A 17,752-nucleotide genomic window follows, 5' to 3' on the forward strand; every position below is an offset into this window, starting at 1 on the left:
TTTATATTTCATATAACTCATATAATGGTTAATATACAATAATATTGATATAAAGAGGCTTTTACTCAATAGTTATTATTTCCATCTTTATAAAAAATACGAGTCTTACTAAATAGATTATATTAAGTTAGTATAACTTTAAGTTTTTTTGTTAATGGGTAATAGTTAATCGTTTCCATGTGATTAGTAATGATCAATCTAGGAGAATTTAAAAATTTCAGAAGAACTGTTTAATTAATTGTGTTTTTTAATACCAAGCACTAGTGGTTTCGAGTCTTTGTCTAACAAAAATAAAGAAAGGTTTATAAATGAAAATGCTATATTAATAAGCGAGAAAAAAGTTTGATATGTATTTATGTAATTTAAATTATCAACTTTATATGTTATTATAATCAAAGAGGCTAAACTTATAATATAAACTATAAAACATAAAAAATAGTTCAAGAAAGAAAAAGTAGTGTTTTTTAATCTCATGTAAACCAGTTTTAAATACCACATAATAATTAAAAGACCAGTAAAACCAAGAATAATTGATTGCCAAAACATGTTTCGATTAAGGAGATTAAGAGTATTGTTATTACTAGCGATACCAAAAAGAGTAATAAAAAGTATAGACAAGACAAAAATGATAATAAGTAAAAAACCTAATTGATTAATAAATTGAAAGATGGTTAATCTTCCTTTATTGTAAACATCTTTTACATAGTGTTTTGTCCCTTTTAGAATCGAAAGAATGAATATGGAACTTACTCCTAAAAGTATATAAATCCCCATATTAAATAGATGATAATTTTTTACTTCATTATTTATTTCTACTCCTAATAAATTAGAAAGCGTTCCTGTGCTAGTAGTTGTTTTTAAGAAAGTAACATCAAAAAAAAGAAAGATAAATATTCCGGTTAGTACACCTACCCATACTTTAGAATTAAGGTCTTTAACTCTTTTAATTGCTAGAATAATAGAACTGTAAAAAAGTATAAAGTTAATAGGCAAATAAGGGATAGTAAATGGCTGTATAATTTGATATGTAGCTAATTTTTGAACTCCTTTATGGCTTATAAATGCTGTGATACTAATATTTGTGATAAAATTAATAACTAGAGAGAAGGCTAAAATGAATAAAATTATTATTCCAAATAAAAATTCTTTTTTATTAATCGTTTCTCTTGGGTCAAAGAGTAGTTTTATTATTTTGTAGTTCATAGCTTTTTATAGGTGTATTAATTAAACAAGTTGTGGTTTGTTAAAGTAAAAATTAAATGTTTTGTGTATTAACTAGGTTGTTTTCATGCTTCTCATTTAATTCTAAGTAATTATCTTTTCCAAAAGAAATATAGTATAAAGGATATAGAATAATAATTCCTGCAAGAATTAAAAAAATGAGACTTTTTGAAAACATAAATAAAGCAACAAGTAACATCATAATTGTTCTTATAATTCCCTCGTATTTAAAACTGTTAAGAGTTAAGGTGATGGTTTTATCATCGGTAACATTTATATTTATTTTTTGACTACCACACCAAGACGCTTTGGCATAGATTTCATACCTGCCGTTTTCTACTACATATTCTTTGTTTTCTTTTTTTATTAAACCTAGTTCTTTTTCATTAGCATAAATTTTAGCACCAACAGTGCTTTCAATTTTAATTTTTCCCATATTCACTTATTTAATGTTGTTTGTATAATAGAAAGAACGAAGAAACTTTTTTGGTAATCACTTTATTCTTTTTGTATTTACATAGCAGTTAATTTATAACTATAATTTTTGTCGAAAATATTCATAAAAAAAATGTTAGGCAAGTATAAAAAGAGTTTAATAAAAATCTAAGCCTTAAGTAATTCTAAGGCTTAGATTAGATATTAAAACTTATTGTTTTTTTAAACTACTATTAATTAGAAGAGCCCATTTATTTGCCACTAGTAATTCGTTGCTAATTAACAGGTCTTTTTTTTCATCATAAATAATAATTGAAGTAGTTTCATTATCTTTTATAAAATTCAACTTTATTAATTCAATTGTTCTATCGTTTATGCTTCGTGTTTTTTTAATAACAATACATTCTTCAATTGTTTGTAGATTAATGACTTCTTTTTGTATGTTTTCTTCAGATTGTTTAAAATAGAAAAGATAGTTTTTAGATTTGTCAATTCCTAAAACAAAATCATTACAAAATTCATATTCTTCTATATTACAGTTATATTCTAGAGAAATATTATTTAGTATTTGAAGTTTTTTCTTCTTTTTTGTTAATTGTTTTTTACGTACAAGTATAAAAGGAACTATACATATAACTAATATTATAGCACCAATGATTATGGTTCCTAAATCCATTTATTTTTAATTAAATTGGGTTTTACTCTTAATTAATTATTAGTTAAGAGTATATTTTTTATGATAAAATTGATTAGTTGAATATTAAAGTTCAAAAAAATCACCAATGGTAATGAAAAGGAAATATTAAATCAGATTTTCTATAGTTTACTATAGTATTTCTTGATAAAGAAATGTATTGAATATATTTTCTGTTGAAAAATAATTCAACAGATTTAAAATTGATGCCTGCTTCTGAGAATGTGTTTTTTACATTAGTAGAAGGAAGGTTGTTAAAGTGATTGGTAAGATTTTCTGATTCTGTAGTGTGCTGTAACCCCTTAGAAGAAAGCTTTTGTTTATATTCTTTAAGAGCAGAATTAGGTTTGCGTAACTTATTAGAAAAAGATTGCTCTTCTTGAGTATACCCAATAGCGGTAAAATATACCGTTGTAATAAAAAGTAGACTTAGAAATTTCAAAACCTTATTCATACTGCAAAGTTACTTTATTAAATAATACTAAAACTCATAAAAAGTTAATTTTTAAGACTTTCATTAACTTCTTTAAAAACACTTTTTTTATCAGCAAGAACAATTAAAATATCAGCATTATTTATTGTAGTTGAACCATTAGGAGTAATATAGTTACCATCTCTTTTTATCATGGCTATAATAGCGTTTTTAGGAAAGTTTAATTCAACAATTTTTTTATTTGCCGATTTGCATGATTCTGTAATTATAATTTCTTGCATTAAAGCTTTTGGATTTTCTTCTAACAACATATCTGTGGCACTTAATTTTTTTGTTTCTTCAGGTAAAGCAACGTTTAACCATTTTGCAACAATACTAAGTGTTGTACCTTGTATTATAATAGAAGTAACTGATATAAAAAATACGATATTAAAAATAATATTAGCTTTATCTATACCAGCTAAAAGAGGGTAGGTAGCAAATACTATAGGAACGGCCCCACGTAGGCCAACCCATGAAATATAAAAACGCCTCCTTAATTTCATTTTAAAAAAAAGTAAACTAATAAAAACTCCTACAGGTCGAGCAATAAAAATTAAGAAGAGTGAAATAATAAGTCCAATACCAATATAAGGAACAATTTGTGAAGGAAAAACAAGTAGTCCTAAGGTTAAGAACAGTACTATTTGCATTAACCAAGCTAATCCATCAAACATTTTTAAAATAGTTTTTTTATGAATTAAGTTTTGGTTTCCTAAATAAACAGCACAAATATAAATAGCTAAAAAGCCATTACCACCTATAAAATCAGTGAAAGAAAAAGTAATAAACATAAGTGCAATAACCAAAACAGGATACAACCCTTCAAAATCAAGTTTTATTGAGTTTATTATTTTTTTGCTAAGCACACCAAACAAAAAACCAGCAATAGCACCAAATATCATTTGCTGTAAAAATAAAGGTATTATAGAGGTTAAGCTTTGATCTTGATGAATAACTAGTGTTAAAAAAGCTATAGTTAATACGTAAGCCATGGGGTCGTTACTACCACTTTCTAGCTCCAAAGTAGGGCGCAAGTTTTCTCTTAATGCTAAGTTTTTAGAGCGTAAAATAGAGAATACAGCTGCAGCATCGGTAGAAGAAACAATAGCACCTAATAATAAGCTTTCATATATCGTAAAGTTGGTAACATTCCAAACAAATAGTCCTAAGGAAACAGCGGTAAGCAATACTCCTAAAGTAGAAAGTGCTAACCCTTCTTTAAGTATAGGTTTAACAGCTTTCCAATTTGTATCTAAACCACCAGAAAATAGAATAAAATTTAAAGAAACAATTCCTATAAATTGTGCGGCTTTTGGGTCGTCAAAAATAATACCTCCAATACCATCAGAGCCTGCAAGCATTCCGATACTTAAAAAAAGGAGTAGAGTAGGAACTCCAAATTTATAAGATGTTTTTCCTACAATAATACTTATTAAAAGTAATAAAGACCCTATTAATAAAATGTTCTCAATGGTTAAATTCATACAAGGAATGTTTTAAACAAAGATATAGGTTTTAGTATTTTAATAAGTGAGATTCATGCAAAGAAAAAGCCAAAGCTGTACAGCTTTGGCTTAACTAATAAAACCAAGTATTAGTGTCATCGGAGTTAGCTAACCAATGAACTAATGTTGTTAGTGTCAACTATATTTTTAATGCAGGCTAATAACTTTTGTTATTAACCACTTTTCATGTTCTTTTCTCCAGATAGCAATGAACTTGCTAGGAACAGATTTGGCATTAGGTTCTCTATTATTAAAAAACTTATGATAACCTATTTGAACGGCTCCATAGTTGTTAATAGGATATACTTCAATGCTACCCTTTATCAAGGTACGAGTAACTTTACCACAAATATTTTTTCTAGTGGCAGCTATGATTTCACTTTTAGAGGTAGATAAACCTCCTTTGTCATGAAAGAACTCAATATCATCACTTAAAATATCTGCTTGTGTTTTCATGTCACAAGTATTATAAGCGTTAAAGAATATACTATCCATTTTTACAATTTGATTGTGTAGATCAATATCAACAGGTTTGTAGTTAGGAATTTCTTGTACTTGTCCATTCATTACCCATGAAAGTAAGAGTGTGTATAGAAGTGTAACTATTTTCATAAAAAAGTTACCCTTAAAGAAGAAGTCAAATAAATCATTCATAGTTTTTCAGTTTATGCATTTACCAAGTTTTAAAGCTTAAAGCTCCTTCTTCATTATACAGTCTACGGAATCCTTTTGATATAGTATCTAATGTACTGTTTGAAACTTTAATACCACCTACATATCCGTCGTTACAATCAATTCCTAAAACTAGATTATCAATTGTTTTATCATTATTAAATTTAGCGCTAACAATATCAATATCTATGTTTTTACGATCTTTAAACCAGTTGATTAATTTGTTAAGTTCACTTTCAGTAGTTTTCTTTGAGATAATAAATTCAGCTTTTGTATTATTAATTGTGCTGTCAAATAAGAAGCTTACCTCATCATCATTATCAGAATCCCAATCGTCAGAATCTTCATTATTAATATCTTCTTCATCACAATCTAAACAGTTAAAGCCTTTAGAAGTCATTTTAAAATGATGGTTGGCCATATCACGGTCGTATACATTTTGGACGTTTTTTACATCATCTAAAAAGTTACGAGACGAACCTTCAAAGTATATAGTTGTTCCTTCAGGAATGTATAAAACAGCATCAATTTCTTCATCTTTCCACATGTTCTTGTATTCGCTAATAAAAAAGGCATCAAAAACAATAGTGTTGTTAGCTGTTTTAAAGTTGTATTGAATGGCTTCTGCATTAATGTTGGCATCATTTCGCTTTCTTCCTTCAGAAGTTTTCTTTATTTCTATATAAGCATTACCAGTTTCACTCTTACGGACATCGATATTTATATCGTTAGAGTATTTCATTTCTTTATCATTTACATGAACAGATACTGAATTATCTCTATTACGCAAACTATGTTGATAGTAAATATTATCATCGTTTACTACTCGTATTTTTAAAGGCTCTTCTTGATTGTAGGTAATACTATGTTTTGAAACATGTGCACCATCGTAAGCATGTGTGGTAAAATATTCAATACCAGAGAATCCGATTGCTAATAAAGATACTAACCAAAGCCCGAATAATGTTAAAACTGTTGCAATACCAAGTCTTTTAACATTAGGAGATAAAATTCGTAATCCTAAAATAAATAGGACAACAAAAGGAATTCCTATTAAGAAAAATACAAATGTCATTAACAACCATTTAGGCATAGCCGAATCATAAAAGAAAGGAGGGTAGTGAATCATGTCTCCATCAAAATTTAAGATTTCTAAGCTTCCTACAGAAAATAAGGTTAGTAGCAATGAAATGATTGTAATACCAGCGATAAATATTAATAAAACGCCCATGAATTTACCAAACACTTTGAATACGGCTAGTAAAATTTTACCCATAGTGTCTATGAAATCCTGAAAACCAGATTTAGTTTGGTTACGTAGTTTTTGATAATCAGCATTTGAAATTTTATCCGATAAATCATGGGCGCCTTCCTTTACCTTTGAAGAAAGGTTTTCAAACTCATTACGAATTTTTTTTTCAATATTGTCAATATTTACAGCTTCACCCTCCATCTGTAACTTTTCTGAAGTAGTTTTCGCTTCTGGAAGGATAACCCATAAAATGATATATCCTATAATTCCAAAACCAAATCCTGCTAATGTTAAAATAAGGAAAGCTAAACGAATCCAAACCACATCGATATTAAAATAATGCCCAAGTCCAGAACATACTCCTCCTAGAAACTTGTCATCACCATCTCTAAACATTTTTTTGTTAGAAGTATTTCTCTTATAGTTGAAAGAAGTATTTTCGCTATACCCTTCTTCAGCTTCCGCATAGTCTTCAGGTTGCCCCATGATAGCAATAATTTCTTCAATATCACTTTCATTTACTACTTGACGAGCATCGGTAATTCTTTCAGATAGTAACTCACTAATACGAGCTTCTATATCTGCTATAATTTCATTTTTTCCTTGCGGATCATCGCTTAACGAACGAGCGATGGCATCTAAGTATCGTTTTAATTTCTGATAGGCAGTTTCATCTATGTGGAAGAAAAATCCGCCCAGGTTTATATTTATTGTCTTATTCATCTTTAGTTGATTTTGTACTTGTTACTTGGTTTACTGCGTTTACTAAATTATGCCATGTTTTGTCTAATTCTTTCAAGAACATTCCGCCATTTTCTGTGAGTACGTAATATTTTCTTGGAGGTCCAGAGGTTGATTCTTCCCATCTGTAACTTAATAATCCTGCATTTTTTAAGCGGGTAAGTAACGGATATATGGTTCCTTCAACCACAATCATTTCAGCACTTTTAAGATTTGAGAGTATTTCAGAGGTGTATGCATCTCCTTTTTGTAAAATAGATAAGATACAGTACTCTAAAACTCCCTTACGCATTTGTGCTTTTGTGTTTTCTATCTTCATGTAATGCGGTTTATGGGTTATTTTATAAATTTTATTGTAAGTGGATATTTATACATTTCACCTTTATTAGCTTTCATGGCTGCTATAATTATCAGCGCTACTTTAATAAGAGCGACAATACTTACAACAGAAGCGAATCCAAAAATGCCAAACAATCCTCCGTGTCCATGGTATCCACCAAAGTCGATATCTATACCATCAAATCCGTTGAAAATTCTTCCGAAGAAAAAAGGAATAAAAGAAAGGCCTAGTATAAAAATGTATAAACTATAACTGATGTTAAAATTAACGGCCTCTTTACCATGTTCATCTAAAAAAGGACTTCTCTCTTTTAAGGTTTGCCATAATATAAGCGGGGTGATAATACTTCCTAAAGGAAATAAATACCCTGCAAAAGCAGAAATATGTATTAAAAAAGCATTGGTATTTTGGTTGTTGTGTTGCATAGTGAAATGATTTATATAATACTTTACAATGCAAATATATATCTTTTAAAAGGTATTATGCAATACATAGTACTAAAAATTAACAAAATTTAACATTTAAATGAAGCGATATAATTAAATAAAAAGCTGTACATTGCCTGTAAATACTGAAAAAATGAAGTTTACACCAAGAAAAGTTAATGCCTTTTTATTATTTAAGTTACCCTCAGCTTTTTTTACTGGAGTGCGATTAAAGTCGCTTACTAACGACAGAGCAGTGGTTAAAGTAACCCACAAATGGGTAAATCAAAATCCATTTAAATCAATGTTTTGGGCAGTACAAGGAATGGCATCAGAATTATCTACAGGTATTTTGGTAATGAAAGAAATAGATGCTTCGAATAAAAAAATTTCTATGCTGGTTACTAATATGAATGGAACTTTTACTAAAAAGGCTACAGGGAAAATTCGTTTTGAATGTAACGATGGTAAATTAATAAGAGAGACGATACAAAAAGCAATTGATACAGGAGAAGGTCAAACAGTAACTGTTATTTCTGAAGGTTTTAATGAGGAGGGAGTTTCAGTTTCAAAATTTGAATACGAATGGAGTTTAAAGGTTAAAAATTAGTTTTGTGGTAAGGTTTAATTATATTTTTATAATTATAGTACTGCTATTTTCTTGTAAGAGTGAAGAAAAGAGTAAAAAAGAGAAAGTTGAAACAAAATTTTTAGTTAATAATCAGTTTCAAGAAATACTTGATAAGGCAAAATTAGAAGGAGCTATACTAGTTTATGATTTGTATAAAGATGTGCATTATTCTAATAATTTTGATTGGTGTAAAGTTGGAAATTTACCAGCGTCAACATTTAAAATTCCGAATTCTATCATTGCTTTAGAAGCTGGAGTTGTAAAAAATGATAGCGCAATCTTTAAATGGAATGGAGAGTCTAGGTATCTAAAGATTTGGGAGCAAGATTTAACGTTTAAAGAAGCTTTTCACTACTCTTGCGTTCCATGTTACCAAGAGGTAGCTAGAAAAATTGGAGTTGAAAGAATGAAATCTAGTTTAGCAAAGTTGAATTTTGGTTCAATGGATGTAAATGAAATGACTTTAGATAATTTCTGGTTAGAAGGTAAATCTAAGATTAATCAATTTCAACAAATAGACTTTTTAAAACGATTACATAATTCAGAGTTACTTATTAGTGAGCGTACCGATAGTATCATGAAAAGTATGATGATAATGCATAAAAGCAATCAGTATGTATTGAGAGGTAAAACAGGTTGGTCAGTAAGAGGTGAAGAAAATAATGGTTGGTTTGTAGGCTATGTTTTAGTTAAAAAAAATGCTTATTTCTTTGCTACAAATGTAGTTCCAAAAAAGAATTTTGATATGAAGTTTTTTAGTAGAGAAAGAAAAGAAGTGACTTTTAAGGCTTTAAAAGTGTTAAAAGTATTAAGCGAAAATGAATCTTTTGTAACAAAACAGTAAAAAACTCTTCTTATAAATATAAAAACAAAAAATTATGAATGCACACGAAATAGATTATCGCATTTTTGGAGAAGAAATGCAGTATGTAGAAATAGAATTAGATCCGCAAGAAGGAGTAGTTGCCGAAAGTGGTAGTTTTATGATGATGGATGCCGATGTGAAAATGAATACAATTTTTGGAGACGGTTCAAATCAAGAAAAAGGATTGTTGGGGAAAATTTTTTCTGCTGGAAAACGAATCTTAACAGGTGAAAGCCTGTTTATGACGGTTTTTACCAATGATGGTCAAGGAAAAAAACAAGTTTCTTTTGCTTCTCCTTATCCAGGAAAAATAATTCCAATTGATTTAACAGAATTTGGAGGGAAGTTTATTTGTCAAAAAGATGCTTTTTTATGTGCAGCTAAAGGGGTATCTATCGGAATTGAGTTTTCAAAACGCTTAGGAAGGGGGTTGTTTGGAGGAGAAGGATTTATTATGCAAAAAATGGAAGGCGATGGTATAGGTTTTGTGCATGCAGGTGGTACAATGGCAAAAAAGGTATTGCAACCTGGTGAAGTTTTAAAAGTAGATACAGGCTGTATTGTTGGTTTTACTCAAGACGTTGATTATGATGTTGAATTTGTAGGAGGTATAAAGAATACCATTTTTGGTGGAGAAGGATTGTTTTTTGCAAAGTTGAGAGGCCCTGGAACTGTATATATCCAATCATTACCATTTAGTAGGTTAGCAGGTAGAGTGTTAGCTATGGCTCCACAAACTGGAAAAGGTGATAGAGGAGAAGGAAGTGTTTTAGGAGGTTTAGGAGATATTTTAGATGGAGATAATAGGTTTTAGAAATATAAGTAAATAAAAAAGACCGCTAATTTTTATTAGCGGTCTTTTTTATTTTATTGGTAAATTAGATACCTAATTCTTCAAACATATTGATTAAACGTTCTCCTTCTGATGGTGCAGGAGCGTTTGGACTTACAATATTTCCGTCAGGGTCGATTAAGATAAATCTCGGTAAACCTTTAATTAAGAAGTTTTGAGCCCATTCTAAATTTAAGTGACTATCTCCAGCCATTAGCTGTATACCAGTCATCTCCCTATCTTGAATGGTTTCTTTCCATTTTTCATCATTACCTTTAGCATCAACATTAATACTTACAAACTCAATATTTTTACCATGGTACTCTTGCTCTAATCGCTTTAATAAAGGAATTTCTCTTTTACAATAAGCACACCAAGTAGCCCAAACATCAATGTATAAGTACTTTCCGTGGCCTAATAAATCATCTAAAGAAGTTGTGCCACCATCATAGTTTACATAGTCTTTAAACTTAGGAGCAGGTTGGCCTTTTGCTGTTGTTTTTAAAAGATTGTAGTCTTTAGTAATCTCTTTTTTATGTGTTTCATTTGTAGAATACGCCATAAATTTTCTGTAGAATTCTTTTAAATCACTAGCATATGTAATACTATTTTGAGCACTATTATATAACAAATCGTTTTTAGCGATTGAGTCAGTAACCTCAGTTTGTACAGTTTCTAGATAAGTTAAATAATAATCATCACCTTCTTTATTATTTTCTCGAGCTAAATTTTTTAACTCGGTCTCTAACATCACTCTATAGAAGTATGAAATTGTATAATCGTTACCATTATAGTTGAAATTCTCTAATGGATCAGGAAAATTTTCAGAAACGGTAAAGTCTTTATTTCCTGTTAATGTTCTGTGATAATCTTGATAATTATAAAGGTTTCTTAAACATTCATAGTCAATATTTTTGACTTCCTTTTTTAAGAAATCAGCAGGCAATTGTTTAGAAATAGATGCTTCAGTTACAGCATCTTTATATTCATTAGTTTTTGCTAAAAACTCACCTTCTTCTAAGGCAAAATATTGATTAGCACTAACAAGTATTTCAGGCCAAGTTTTTTGTTTTTCATGAAGATAGCTATTTATTTTTTTGTTTGCACCTTCAAAATTAATAAAATCTGGGTTGTCGTAATCAAATACAATACCTGTATCATCTGTCTTTGTTAAATATAAGTTGATAGCTTTAATAGGTTTTGTATTGTAAACCAAGGTGTAATAGCCTTCTCTATCAATTTTAAGAGTATCAACAAAAGAACCAGTCTTTCTGTCAAATTTTATTTTCTTTTCAAATTGAAAACCATTCAAGGTAACAGTTCTTTTTTTAAGGTTATCAATTTTACCAGTTAAAACCAAGTAGTCTTTAACAGGTTTTTCTTCCTTTTTACATGAAATTATGGTAACTCCTATGAGGGCTAAAAGTACTAGTTTTTTCATTCTTTAATGTTTAGTGAGAATAACGGTGTTTAAGCCGCCGAAGTTACTTTTTTTAACTTTTTTATCAAAGAAATTAACATTTTATTTAAACTTAGTTCTATTTTTTATAAAAAATCAGCTTGAAGTTTTCTCTTTTTTTTGGTTATTTGTACACCATAAAAATATTAAAATGAATACTACACATATAATAAATTCCCAACCACTTGGTTTAGAAGATATTCATAGTATTGTATTACTAGATAAAAAACTTTCTTTATCAGAAGAATCAAAAGAAAAGATATTAAAATGTCGTGCTTACCTTGATGAGAAAATGAAAACTCATAACGATCCTATTTATGGAATTAATACAGGATTTGGTTCGTTATGTAACGTCAAAATTAATGGAGATAATTTACAACAACTTCAAGAAAACTTAGTAATGAGTCATGCTTGTGGAACTGGAGATGAAGTTCCTCAAAAAATTGTAAAGTTAATGTTGTTGCTTAAAATACAATCATTAAGTTATGGTCATTCTGGTGTACAGTTGGCCACTGTTGAGCGTTTGATTGAGTTTTATAATAAAGACATTTTACCTGTTGTATATACACAAGGTTCGTTAGGAGCATCTGGTGATTTAGCACCATTAGCACATCTTTCTTTACCATTGATAGGATTAGGAGAAGTGTATGTTGAAGGAGAACGAGTTTCAGGAGATGTTTTAAAAGAAAAATTTGGTTGGGAGAAAATTAATTTACAGTCTAAAGAAGGATTAGCATTGTTAAATGGAACTCAATTTATGAGTGCTTATGGTGTACATAATTTATTAAAGGCTTATAAACTTTCTTATTTAGCAGATGTTATTGGTGCAATTTCTTTAGAAGCTTTTGATGGAAGAATTGAGCCTTTTAATGAGTTGATTCATTTAGTGCGCCCACATAACGGACAGTTAGCTACAGCTAAACGTATTAAAGAAGTATTAGAAGGAAGTGAATTAATCAAGCAACCAAAAGAGCACGTACAAGACCCTTATTCTTTCAGATGTATGCCTCAGGTTCATGGAGCAACAAAAGACACGTTAGAGTTTGTAAAGAAAACATTCATAACAGAAATAAATTCAGTAACAGATAACCCAAACATATTTGTTGATGAAGATATTATTGTTTCAGGAGGAAACTTCCATGGCCAGCCACTAGCCCTAGCTTTAGATTATTTAGCAATTGCTGTTGCAGAATTAGGAAATATTTCTGAAAGAAGAACCTATCAATTAGTTTCTGGTTTAAGAGGGCTACCTGACTTTTTGGTATCGAACCCAGGTTTAAATAGTGGATTTATGATTCCACAATATACAGCTGCAAGTATTGTGAGTGCAAATAAACAATTTTGTACTCCTTCTAGTGTAGATTCTATTGTGTCTAGTAATGGACAAGAAGATCATGTAAGCATGGGAGCCAATGCAGCTGTGAAAGCAAAAAAAGTAGTAGATAATGTATGTTCTGTACTAGCAATAGAGTTAATGAATGCTTCTCAAGGGCTTTCTTTTAGAGAAGAGAATACTTCTGAGTTTTTATCTTCTTTTGTAGGAATGTTTAGAGAAGATGTACCTTTAGTAAATGATGACAGAGTACTACATAATGATATTAAGAAAGCAGAAAACTTCATTAATGATTTAATTATTGAAGTAGAAGAACTGTTTTAAGACAACTATAGAGATTAGTGAAAAAGCTCAAATTGTTTTTACAATTTGAGCTTTTTAGTTTTTCAACGTTTATATGAAACGATGATAAATATTAACTAGAATAATAAGATATTAATATTTATTTATGTTAGCACTCTGTTAGAGTAGGATTTTTTTTGAATTAAAATACTTTTAATAATTACCTCTATGGCTATATAGCAAACATCTTTTACAAAAGTATATTGATTAATGTGTTGTAATGCATGTAAATAGCCTGAATAAAAAGTAATTAAAGCTCCCATTCAGATAATGATAGTGAAAAACAAGGATTTGTTATTTGGAAATGGATGGAGGAGTTATACTTACTCGAATAGCTTGTTTAGAAAATATTGTAATTAGACAGTTTATATCTAATCAATCAAAAACAATGAGATAATATGGAAAATTAGCCATTATTATTTGTGGTCCATAAGGCTATAAATTTCAACTTAAAATGTTAAAAAAGATAGAGATATCTATAAGCTAGAAAAAATATTTAAATATCTACTTAATAAAAGTATTCATTTTTTTTAGTAACTAAAAATAATACTATAACTTTGTCCCGTTCATTAACATATTGATGTTATCAAGAAAGGTGGAGGGAATAGACCCTTTGAAACCTTAGCAACCCTTTGTGCAAACAAAGAAGGTGCTACATTCTACTGCTTCGGCAGAGAGATAACGAAAAGAATTTTACTTCCTCTTTTCCTGATAACATTACACTAAATATCAGGAATGTCAAACATTTATCAAGAAATACAAAAACGAATCCTTGTGCTCGATGGCGCTATGGGAACCATGCTTCAGGAATATAAATTTACTGAAGAAGATTTTCGTGGAGAACGTTTTAAAGACTACCCAACACCGTTGCAAGGAAACAATGATTTGTTGTCCATTACGCAACCCGAAGCCGTAAAAGAAGTACATAGAAAATACTTTGCGGCAGGAGCAGACATTGTAGAAACCAACACCTTTTCAGGAACTACCATTGCCATGGCAGACTACCAAATGGAAGAGTTGGTATACGAGTTAAATTACGAATCTGCTAAGATAGCCAAAGAGGTGGCCGATGAATTTACAGCGAAAGAACCACATAAACCTCGTTTTGTAGCAGGTTCTATCGGGCCTACCAACCGTACCGCAAGTATGTCACCTGATGTAAACGATCCGGGATACAGAGCAGTTACTTTCGAAGAGTTACGTATTGCCTACAAGCAACAAGTAGAAGCCTTAATTGATGGCGGTTCCGATATTTTATTGGTAGAAACCGTATTTGATACCTTAAATGCAAAGGCAGCTTTATTTGCTATTGAAGAGGTAAAATCGGAACGAAATATAGAAATTCCTATCATGGTTTCTGGAACCATTACCGATGCTTCAGGTAGAACATTATCGGGACAAACAGCCGAAGCTTTTCTGATTTCTATCTCTCATATTCCGTTGTTATCCGTAGGTTTTAATTGTGCTTTAGGGGCTAATTTATTACAACCACACTTAGAAGCGATTGCTTCTAAAACAGAGTTTGCCATTTCTGCACATCCAAATGCCGGATTACCGAATGCCTTTGGAGAGTATGACGAAACTCCAGAAGAAACAGCGGAGCAAATAGAAGAATATTTAAAGAAAAACTTAATCAACATTATAGGAGGGTGCTGTGGTACCACGCCAAAACATATTTCAGCTATCGCAGCAATAGCAGCGAAATACAAACCACGAAAAGCTGAATTTGTTGCAGCAGGACAAAATAGTTAGTAGATGAGTGAGGAAAGAAGATACATGAAATTATCGGGGTTAGAGCCGTTAATTATAACACCCGAAAGTAATTTTATCAATGTAGGGGAGCGCACAAACGTAGCAGGATCACGTAAATTTCTTCGATTGATTAAAGAAGAAAAGTTCGACGAAGCCTTAGCGATTGCGCGTCATCAAGTGGATGGAGGAGCGCAAATCATCGACATTAATATGGATGATGGTTTGATAGAAGGAAAAGAAGCAATGGTACGCTTTTTAAACTTAATAGCTTCTGAACCTGATATTGCCAGAGTTCCTATTATGATTGATAGTTCTAAATGGGAAATCATCGAAGCTGGATTACAGGTAGTACAAGGAAAATCAGTAGTAAATTCCATTTCCTTAAAAGAAGGTGAAGAAAAGTTTATTTGGGAAGCAACTCAGATAAAACGGTACGGAGCTGCTGTAATTATCATGGCTTTTGATGAAGTAGGACAAGCAGATACTTACGAACGAAGAATTGAAATTGCAGAGCGTTCGTATAATATATTAACCGAGATTGTCGGTTTTCCGCCAGAAGATATCATTTTCGATTTAAATATTTTTCCAGTGGCAACTGGAATGGAAGAACATCGAAAAAATGCGTTAGATTTTATTGAAGCTACCCGATGGGTACGTGAAAATTTACCGCATGTAAGTGTGAGTGGTGGAGTAAGTAACGTATCATTTTCTTTCAGAGGAAACAATGTGGTACGTGAAGCTATGCATTCGGTATTCTTATACTATGCTATCAAAGCAGGGATGAATATGGGAATTGTGAATCCGACCATGTTGGAAGTCTACGATGATATTCCGAAGGATTTATTAGAACATATTGAAGATGTTGTTTTAGATAGAAGAGACGATGCCACTGAACGTTTATTAGAGTTTGCGGAAACGGTAAAAGGAACTAAAAAAGAAAGCAGTGAGCAAGTTTTAGAATGGAGAAGTTTACCACTACAAGACCGTATTACACATTCTTTAGTAAAAGGAATAGATGCTTTTATAGAAGAAGATGCTGAAGAAGCTCGTTTGAGTGTCGCAAAACCACTACATGTAATTGAAGGACATTTAATGACGGGAATGAATGTAGTAGGAGACTTGTTTGGTGCTGGAAAAATGTTTTTACCACAAGTAGTAAAATCTGCCCGAGTAATGAAGAAAGCCGTAGCGTATTTGAATCCGTTTATTGAAGCAGAGAAAAGCGAGGAACAACAAGCTATCGGAAAGATATTGATGGCAACGGTAAAAGGAGATGTGCATGATATTGGTAAGAACATTGTATCCGTAGTATTAGGTTGTAACAATTACGAGATTGTCGATTTGGGAGTCATGGTTCCGCCAGAGAAGATTATTGAAACTGCTAAAAAGGAGAACGTAGATGCGATTGGTTTAAGCGGATTGATAACGCCTTCGTTGGATGAAATGGTGTATTTAGCCAAAGAAATGGAACGCCAAAACTTGGAGATTCCTTTATTGATTGGTGGAGCAACAACCTCGAAAGCACATACCGCTGTAAAAATTGATACGCAGTATAAAAATGCAGTGGTGCATGTAAACGATGCATCAAGAGCAGTAACCGTAGTAGGAGATTTATTGAATAAAGAAACCTCAAACGAGTATGTTGCCAAGTTGAAGAAAGATTACGAAGAGTTTCGAGATAAATTCTTAAAACGAGGAAAACAGAAGCACTACATACCAATTGAAGAAGCTAGAGAGCGAAAATTCAGAATAGATTGGGAGACTACTAACATTACTAAACCAAAAGAATTAGGAGTACAAAAGCTGGAGCAAGTAAGTTTAAAAGATTTGGTACCATATTTTGATTGGAGTCCGTTTTTTCGCTCATGGGATTTACATGGAAAGTTTCCTGATATTTTAGAAGATGAAGTAGTAGGAGTAGAGGCAACCAATTTGTTTGCAGATGCTCAAAAGATGTTGCAACAAATCATAGAAAAACAAGCATTAAAGCCCAAAGCTATTTTTGGTTTGTTTGAGGCAAACTCTATTAACGACGACGATATTTCAGTTCAAAAGAAAGGAAAGGAAGTCGCAGTATTTAGAACCTTACGTCAGCAATTAAAAAAACGTGAAGGAAAACCAAGTTTTGCTTTAGCAGATTTTATTGCGCCCAAAGAAACAGATAAAACGGATTATATAGGAGCTTTCTGTACCGCCATTTTTGGCGCTGATGAATTGGCATTACAATACAAAGAAAATCACGACGATTACAATGCAATTATGGCACAAGCCATTGCTGATCGTTTTGCAGAAGCTTTTGCAGAATATTTGCATCATAGAGTAAGAACGAAACACTGGGGCTATGCATCCGAAGAAAACTTAACGAATGATGAATTGATAAAAGAAGCGTACAAAGGAATTCGTCCTGCACCTGGATATCCTGCATGCCCAGATCATCTAGAAAAAGAAACAATTTGGCAGCTTTTACAGGTAGAAGAGAACATAGGAGTAAGTTTAACAGAAAGTTTAGCCATGTGGCCAGCAGCGGCCGTTTCAGGATATTATTTTGCCAATGAAGAAGCTAGGTATTTCGGGTTAGGTAAAATAACAGACGATCAAGTAAGAGATTTTGCAGAGCGAAAAAATATACCCTTAGAAAAAGCCAGAAAATGGTTACATCCAAACATATCAGATAATTAATAATAACTTTAAAATAAACAAACAAAAGAGCGTATTTAATTAACAATAAGTTTTAAGTTAGGTAAACTGAAAACTACAAAACAGTAGTAATATTGCCAT

At 31.1% G+C, this 17,752-nt stretch carries 16 protein-coding genes and 1 riboswitch; of the genes, 6 read left to right on the forward strand and 10 right to left on the reverse strand.

Going from position 1 to position 17,752, the window contains the following annotated elements; translation table 11 throughout:
• Nucleotides 1–234: 234 nt before the first annotated feature.
• From AC3VJB_RS02930 to AC3VJB_RS02970, 9 genes are all read right to left on the reverse strand, one after another.
• Nucleotides 235–1,203, reverse strand: a complete 969-nt coding sequence (locus tag AC3VJB_RS02930; RefSeq protein WP_437824402.1) for a hypothetical protein — start codon at nt 1,201–1,203, stop codon at nt 235–237.
• 52 nt (nt 1,204–1,255) lie between these two features.
• A complete protein-coding gene (locus AC3VJB_RS02935) occupies nt 1,256–1,657 on the reverse strand; it encodes a hypothetical protein (protein WP_073183051.1) in 402 nt (133 codons plus the stop codon).
• A 210-nt stretch (nt 1,658–1,867) separates the two neighbouring features.
• A complete protein-coding gene (locus AC3VJB_RS02940) occupies nt 1,868–2,332 on the reverse strand; it encodes a hypothetical protein (RefSeq protein WP_497666733.1) in 465 nt (154 codons plus the stop codon).
• Nucleotides 2,333–2,432: 100 nt separating this feature from the next.
• Nucleotides 2,433–2,804 (reverse strand): hypothetical protein, encoded by a 372-nt coding sequence (locus tag AC3VJB_RS02945; protein ID WP_047789415.1) that lies wholly within the window; start codon nt 2,802–2,804, stop codon nt 2,433–2,435.
• Nucleotides 2,805–2,848: 44 nt separating this feature from the next.
• A complete protein-coding gene (locus AC3VJB_RS02950) occupies nt 2,849–4,309 on the reverse strand; it encodes a potassium/proton antiporter (protein WP_047789416.1) in 1,461 nt (486 codons plus the stop codon).
• Between the two features lie 168 nt (nt 4,310–4,477).
• Nucleotides 4,478–4,984, reverse strand: a complete 507-nt coding sequence (locus AC3VJB_RS02955; RefSeq protein ID WP_497651266.1) for a nuclear transport factor 2 family protein — start codon at nt 4,982–4,984, stop codon at nt 4,478–4,480.
• Nucleotides 4,985–5,003: 19 nt separating this feature from the next.
• Entirely contained in the window at nt 5,004–6,977 is a 1,974-nt protein-coding gene (locus tag AC3VJB_RS02960; protein WP_497666734.1) for a PspC domain-containing protein, read from the reverse strand.
• Nucleotides 6,970–7,314, reverse strand: a complete 345-nt coding sequence (locus AC3VJB_RS02965; RefSeq protein ID WP_047789417.1) for a PadR family transcriptional regulator — start codon at nt 7,312–7,314, stop codon at nt 6,970–6,972. The genes AC3VJB_RS02960 and AC3VJB_RS02965 overlap by 8 nt, the downstream gene beginning before the upstream one ends.
• 17 nt (nt 7,315–7,331) lie before the next feature.
• Nucleotides 7,332–7,760: a DUF4870 domain-containing protein gene (locus AC3VJB_RS02970; protein ID WP_047789418.1), complete on the reverse strand. Its 429-nt coding sequence runs from the start codon at nt 7,758–7,760 to the stop codon at nt 7,332–7,334.
• 154 nt (nt 7,761–7,914) lie between these two features.
• Here AC3VJB_RS02970 and AC3VJB_RS02975 point away from each other — a divergent pair, with 154 nt between their 5' ends.
• From AC3VJB_RS02975 to AC3VJB_RS02985, 3 genes are read left to right on the forward strand one after another with little or no spacing between them, the layout of a single operon-like run.
• Nucleotides 7,915–8,370: a DUF4442 domain-containing protein gene (locus tag AC3VJB_RS02975; protein WP_159490847.1), complete on the forward strand. Its 456-nt coding sequence runs from the start codon at nt 7,915–7,917 to the stop codon at nt 8,368–8,370.
• Between the two features lie 4 nt (nt 8,371–8,374).
• Nucleotides 8,375–9,235, forward strand: coding sequence for a class D beta-lactamase (blaOXA, locus tag AC3VJB_RS02980; protein ID WP_437824410.1), 861 nt, complete (start codon nt 8,375–8,377; stop codon nt 9,233–9,235).
• 34 nt (nt 9,236–9,269) lie between these two features.
• A complete protein-coding gene (locus AC3VJB_RS02985) occupies nt 9,270–10,070 on the forward strand; it encodes a TIGR00266 family protein (protein WP_047789456.1) in 801 nt (266 codons plus the stop codon).
• Between the two features lie 64 nt (nt 10,071–10,134).
• Here the strand turns inward: AC3VJB_RS02985 and AC3VJB_RS02990 are convergent, their stop codons facing one another.
• Nucleotides 10,135–11,529 carry a TlpA family protein disulfide reductase gene (locus AC3VJB_RS02990; RefSeq protein ID WP_167713974.1) on the reverse strand — a complete coding sequence of 465 codons (1,395 nt, stop codon included), beginning with the start codon at nt 11,527–11,529 and terminating at the stop codon, nt 10,135–10,137.
• A 169-nt stretch (nt 11,530–11,698) separates the two neighbouring features.
• Between AC3VJB_RS02990 and hutH the strand changes: the two genes are divergently transcribed.
• The 3 genes from hutH to metH all read left to right on the forward strand — a co-directional run bounded on the left by hutH (nt 11,699) and on the right by metH (nt 17,653).
• Nucleotides 11,699–13,204: a histidine ammonia-lyase gene (gene hutH, locus AC3VJB_RS02995; RefSeq protein WP_159615442.1), complete on the forward strand. Its 1,506-nt coding sequence runs from the start codon at nt 11,699–11,701 to the stop codon at nt 13,202–13,204.
• 598 nt (nt 13,205–13,802) lie between these two features.
• A riboswitch (SAM riboswitch) is annotated at nt 13,803–13,907 on the forward strand.
• A gap of 50 nt (nt 13,908–13,957) precedes the next feature.
• Complete coding sequence (locus AC3VJB_RS03000) at nt 13,958–14,974, forward strand: homocysteine S-methyltransferase family protein (RefSeq protein ID WP_437824416.1); 1,017 nt, start codon at nt 13,958–13,960, stop codon at nt 14,972–14,974.
• 3 nt (nt 14,975–14,977) lie between these two features.
• Nucleotides 14,978–17,653, forward strand: a complete 2,676-nt coding sequence (gene metH / locus AC3VJB_RS03005) for a methionine synthase (RefSeq protein WP_497666735.1) — start codon at nt 14,978–14,980, stop codon at nt 17,651–17,653.
• Nucleotides 17,654–17,752: the final 99 nt, after the last annotated feature.

The sequence above is a fragment of the Tenacibaculum sp. TB-53 genome, from assembly GCF_059716285.2.